4 protein-coding genes are annotated in these 4,978 nt (G+C 69.2%); all 4 read left to right on the forward strand.

Annotated features, from left to right (window positions below):
* The first annotated feature begins 486 nt into the window (after window positions 1–486).
* Entirely contained in the window at window positions 487–1,158 is a 672-nt protein-coding gene (locus ACIKT0_RS12835; RefSeq protein ID WP_407105717.1) for a response regulator, read from the forward strand.
* Window positions 1,151–2,707 carry a hybrid sensor histidine kinase/response regulator gene (locus tag ACIKT0_RS12840; protein ID WP_407105719.1) on the forward strand — a complete coding sequence of 519 codons (1,557 nt, stop codon included), beginning with the start codon at window positions 1,151–1,153 and terminating at the stop codon, window positions 2,705–2,707. The genes ACIKT0_RS12835 and ACIKT0_RS12840 overlap by 8 nt, the downstream gene beginning before the upstream one ends.
* A gap of 22 nt (window positions 2,708–2,729) precedes the next feature.
* Window positions 2,730–3,977: an ABC transporter substrate-binding protein gene (locus tag ACIKT0_RS12845; protein ID WP_407105721.1), complete on the forward strand. Its 1,248-nt coding sequence runs from the start codon at window positions 2,730–2,732 to the stop codon at window positions 3,975–3,977.
* 192 nt (window positions 3,978–4,169) lie between these two features.
* Window positions 4,170–4,978: AAA family ATPase (locus ACIKT0_RS12850; RefSeq protein ID WP_407105722.1), on the forward strand; the 809-nt coding region annotated here is incomplete at its 3' end.

Here is a 4,978-nt window from a genome sequence, read left to right on the forward strand (position 1 = left end):
CGTCGACATGGACCTTGCTGGTGGCCGAGACGCGGAAGAAGTCGACGTGCAGCAGCGTGTCCTTCATGGCCGGCGCCCGCGCCTGGGGCCCGGCCGCTGCAGCCGGGGGTCTAGACAAATAATCTAGAGTTGAGATGCTTCAGCGAAGGGCCCGGGAGGGTGGCGGCCCTCTCCGGAGGAGGCTTTCATCGCGGGCCGGCGCGATCCAGAACAGGGGCCGCGCGTCCGCCTTATGCTTCGCCCAGTCCGGGGCGGCGAATGGAGAGCCGCAGCCGCCGGATTGGCTCGGCGGCGAATGTCTAGATATATTAACGTTCTCGGTGAGGGCGGGTCGGGGCTGAGTCGCCGCTACGTCTTGTGTCTTCCTTGGAAAGGGCGGGCGAGCGTGACAGAAGGGCGCAGCGTGCGGATGAACGGCCGTGGGTCTGCGCGCCTCGCGAATTCGCGACGACGGCTGTCGAACGGAAGCGTCTGGCGCGTGCTGGCATGAAGGTCTTGATCGCAGACGACCACTGGGTGGTCCGGGAGTCGCTGAAGCAGGTGATGCGTCGCCTGCGGAAGACGCTCGAGGTTTACGAGGCGGAGACCTTCGAGGAGGCCGCCGCGACGCTCGCCGGGCATCCGGACGTCGATCTCATGCTGGTCGATCTCGTGATGCCGGGCTTCGACGAGTTCGAGGGCCTGCGCCGGCTGCGCGCCGATTTCCCCGACGTGCCCGTGGTGGTGATCTCCGTCCACGAGGACGTGGAGTATGTGCTGCGCTCGGTCGAGCAGGGCGTGATCGGCTACATCCCGAAATCCTCCGACGGCGAGCAGATCGAGCGCGCGCTCGAGCGGGTGCTGGCGGGCGAGGTCTCCTTTCCCCGCCGGATCATCGAGCGCTCGGCGCCGGCGGGCGCGCCGAAGCCCGCGGAGGTCGCGCCGCCGCACCAGGCCAGGAGCCTGCACGCGCTCACCGGACGCGAGCGGGACGTGCTGTCGCTGCTCGGCCGCGGCTATTCGATCAAGCGGATCGCCGAAGAGCTCGAGCTCAGCAGCCAGACGATCCGGGTGCATCTCGGCAGCGTCATGAAGAAGCTGAACCTTCACGACCGCTCCGCCGCGATCCACTACGCGATCAGCCTCGGCAAAGACGTCGCAGCGGCCGGGCGTGGCTGAAGCGGCGTCCCGCGCGACGGAGCACGCCGACGCGGCCGCCCTTTCCGAGCTCAGGGCCGGCCTCGAGGCCGTGCCGGCCGGCATCGCGATCTGGTCGGCCGACCGCGCGCTGAGCTACGCCAATCAGCGGTTTCGCCGGACCTTCGAGTTTCCGGTCGCGGCGGGCGTGTCGTTCGACGCCTTCGTGAGCGAACTGGTCGCGTCCCGCGAATGGCTGCTGCCGGGCGCGCCGGGGGAGTGGGAGCGCGCGGAGCGGGCCGATTTCGGGCGCGACAAGCAGGGCGATTACGTGCTCGCCGACGGACGGGTGATGAACCTGTCGCAGGCCCCGTTCGAGGGCGGCGGCATGGTGCAGACGCTGACCGACGTCACCTCGGTGAAGCGCAACGAGGGCGCGCTGAGGGAGGCCAAGGAGGCCGCCGAGGCGACCGACGAGGCGAAGTCGCGCTTCCTGCGCGCGGCCAACCACGACCTCAGGCAGCCGCTCGCCTCGCTCAAGATCCTTATCTACAACTGCATGCGCGAGGCCGACGAGACCCACCGCGCCGAGATGCTGCACGCCATGAGCGTCGCGGTCCTCATCATGGAGGACCTGCTCGGGGCGCTGCTCCAGATCGGCCAGCTCGACGCCGGCCGCATCCAGCCGCGCGTCACCAGCTTCCAGCTCTCCCAGATCTTCGAGCGGCTCGACATCCAGTTCCGCCACCAGGCGCAGGAGAAGAGCCTGAGGCTGAAGTTCGTGACGCCGCGCGGCACGGTCGCGACCGATCGCGCGCTGCTCGAACGCATCCTCAGCAACTTCGTCGCCAACGCCATCCGCTTCACCGAGGTCGGAACCGTGCTGGTCGGCTGCCGCAAGGAAGGCCGCCTGCTGCGCATCGAGGTCGTCGACACCGGCCGGGGCGTGCGGGACGAGGACCGCGAACGCGTGTTCGAGGAGTTCTACCGCGCCGCCGAGGAGCGCAGGGGCCAGAAGAGCGGCCTGGGCCTCGGGCTCAACATCGTGAAGCGGCTAGCCGACCTGCTCGAGCTCCCGGTCAGGCTGCGGTCGCAGGTCGGGCGCGGCTCGATCTTTTCGGTCACGGTTCCGCTCGGCAACATCTGGCACAGCGAAGGCGGCGAGATCGAGATCAGCGAGATGGTGGGCGGCGAGTTCGCCGGCACACCGGTGCTGCTGGTCGAGGACGACGACATCCTGCGCCGGAGCATGACCCAGCTCTTGCAGCGCTGGGGGATCGAGGTCCATGCGGCGGCCGACGAGGCGGAAGCCCTTGAGCTGGGACGCAGCGGCGTCGCGATCAGCCTGATCATCGCCGACTACAACCTGAAGAGCCGGACCGGGATCGACGTCGTGCGGGCGCTGCGCCAGCAGTTCGGGGTGGAGACGCCGGCGATGATCGTCACCGCCGACGCGGAGCCGCGCGTCCTCGAAAGCATCCGGGAGGAGGGGCTCCCGGTGCTGATCAAGCCAGTGAGCCCTCCGCGGCTTCGCGTGCTCATGCACAATCTGCTGTTCGAGCCGGGCCTGATCTTCGGCTCGCGTCAATGACCGCCTGGTGAGGATCCGAGCCTTGTCCGCCGACCTTCCGCCCGTTCCGATCGGAAGCATGATCCCGCTGACCGGGCCCTCGGCCGCGGACGGCGCGGAGTTCCGCAAGGGGATGATCTTCGCCGTCGAGGAGCTCAACGCCCGCGGCGGGCTGCTTGGCCGCAGGTTCGAGCCGATCTTCGCCGACACCTGCCGGCAGACCGCCGAGGAGGTCGTCGCCGCCGCGCGCTGGCTGATCGAGAAGCACAAGGTCCACGCGATCATCAACGGCTACAACATCGGCGCGCAGAACTCCGAATACGAGCCGATCGCGGACGCCGGGATCATCTACGTTCACGCCAACACGCTGCTTCAGCACCACGATACGGTGATGAGCGATCCCGACCGGTACTTCGGGTGCTTCATGGCCGATCCGGCCGATTACTGGTACGGCCCGGGGTTCATCAAGTTCATCTCGTGGCTCAGGGATTCCGGCCAGTGGACGCCGAGCTCCGACCGGCTCGCGATCGTGTCGGGCTCGAAGCCCTACAGCATCGTCATCGCGCAATCGATGGCGGCCGCCGCCGCCGACTATGGCTGGCGGCTCTGCTTCGGGCCGCGCATCATCCAGACGCCGACCAACCAGTGGCGCGACGTCATCGAACAGGTGCGGGAGACGCAGCCCGCGGTGGTCGCCAACACGCATTTCTATGCGGGCGACCTCGCCTACTTCCAACGGCAGTTCATGGAGAAGCCGATCGACTGCCTGGTCTATCTGCAATACGGTGCGATGCATCGCACCTTCACGGACATCGCCCAGGAGGCGAGCGTCGGCGTCATCGTCTCGTCGGTGATCGGCCTGCTGCGCGACGACATGGGGAAGCGCTTCGAGGCCCGCTACAACGCGCGCTTCGGCGAGGGCTCGACCGCCGGCATCGGCTGCCAGACCTACAGCAACATGCATCACTACGCCGTGGCGGCCGCGATGGCGGGCGGCTCGGGCGCGCCGGGCGATTTCGAGCAGAACCGCAAGGTCGCCTTCGCCATGAAGGGCATGATCTACCGCAGCGTCCAGGGCGTCATCCGCTACCATCCGCAATGGCAGGCGGTGCAGCCCTATCCGGTCGTGACGCACGACCCGTCGCTCGGCATGCCGCACATCTTCTACCAGATCCAGGACCACCGGCGGCCGCTCTCGATGATCGCGCCCGAGCCCTACAACACCGAGCGCTTCGTCCTGCCGCCCTGGATGAGCGGCCGGCGCGCCGCCGCGAAGCCGGCCGTGGGGTGAGGCGCGCGCCGCCTCAAAGCGCTTGCGCGAGAGGCGAAACCCGTCCCCAATGCGGGCGCGGCCCGCGGGCCGCCTGATCCGGCCGACAGGGCTGTCGCCGGATGTCCTCGGCAGAGACGCCGGCGGCGGAGGACCCGCCGCGCGTCTGAACGCGTCCGGACCCTCGGTCCGGCCGGCGCCGGAGACCCTTCCATGACCACGGCCCTGATGGCGGGCGCGCTGTCCGCCCACGCGATCCGCGACGAGCCCTACTACCGCGCCGTCGGCGACGAGATCGAGATCTTCGCCGCCGCCTATGCGGGCCGCCTGCCCGTCATGCTCAAGGGACCGACTGGCTGCGGCAAGACGCGCTTCGTCGAGCACATGGCGTGGCGGCTCGGGCGCCCGCTCATCACGGTCGCGGCCCACGAGGACCTGACCGCCGCCGACCTCGCAGGCCGCTTCCTGCTCGCGCCCGAGGGCACGGTCTGGCAGGACGGCCCGCTCACCATGGCGGTGCGTGGGGGCGCGATCTGTTATCTCGACGAGATCGTCGAGGCGCGCCAGGACACCACTGTGGTGATCCACCCGCTGACCGACGCGCGCCGCGCGCTGCCGCTCGAAAAGAAGGGCGAGCTCGTCCCGGCCCATCCCGACTTCCAGCTCACCATCTCCTACAACCCCGGCTACCAGAGCGCCGTGAAGGACCTCAAGGAGTCCACCAAGCAGCGCTTCGTGGCGATCGAGTTCGACTATCCGGCGCCGGCCGTCGAGGCCGAGATCGTGGCGCGCGAGGCCGACGTTTCGGGCGAGCAGGCGCGCGGCCTGATCGAGGTGGGCCTGCGCTCGCGCAATCTGCGCGGGCAGGGGCTCGCCGAGGGCGCCTCGACCCGGATGCTGATTCACGCCGGCAAACTGCTGCGCGCGGGCGCGCCGGCGGAGGCCGCGATCCGCGCCGCGATCCTGCTGTGGTCGGGTGGAAATCGTGGATCAGGAAGCGGCCGTGGCGCAGCGGAGCGCGC

Origin of the sequence: Hansschlegelia beijingensis, assembly GCF_045505405.1 — a bacterium.
GTDB classification, from domain to species: Bacteria; Pseudomonadota; Alphaproteobacteria; order Rhizobiales; family Methylopilaceae; genus Methylopila; species Methylopila beijingensis_A.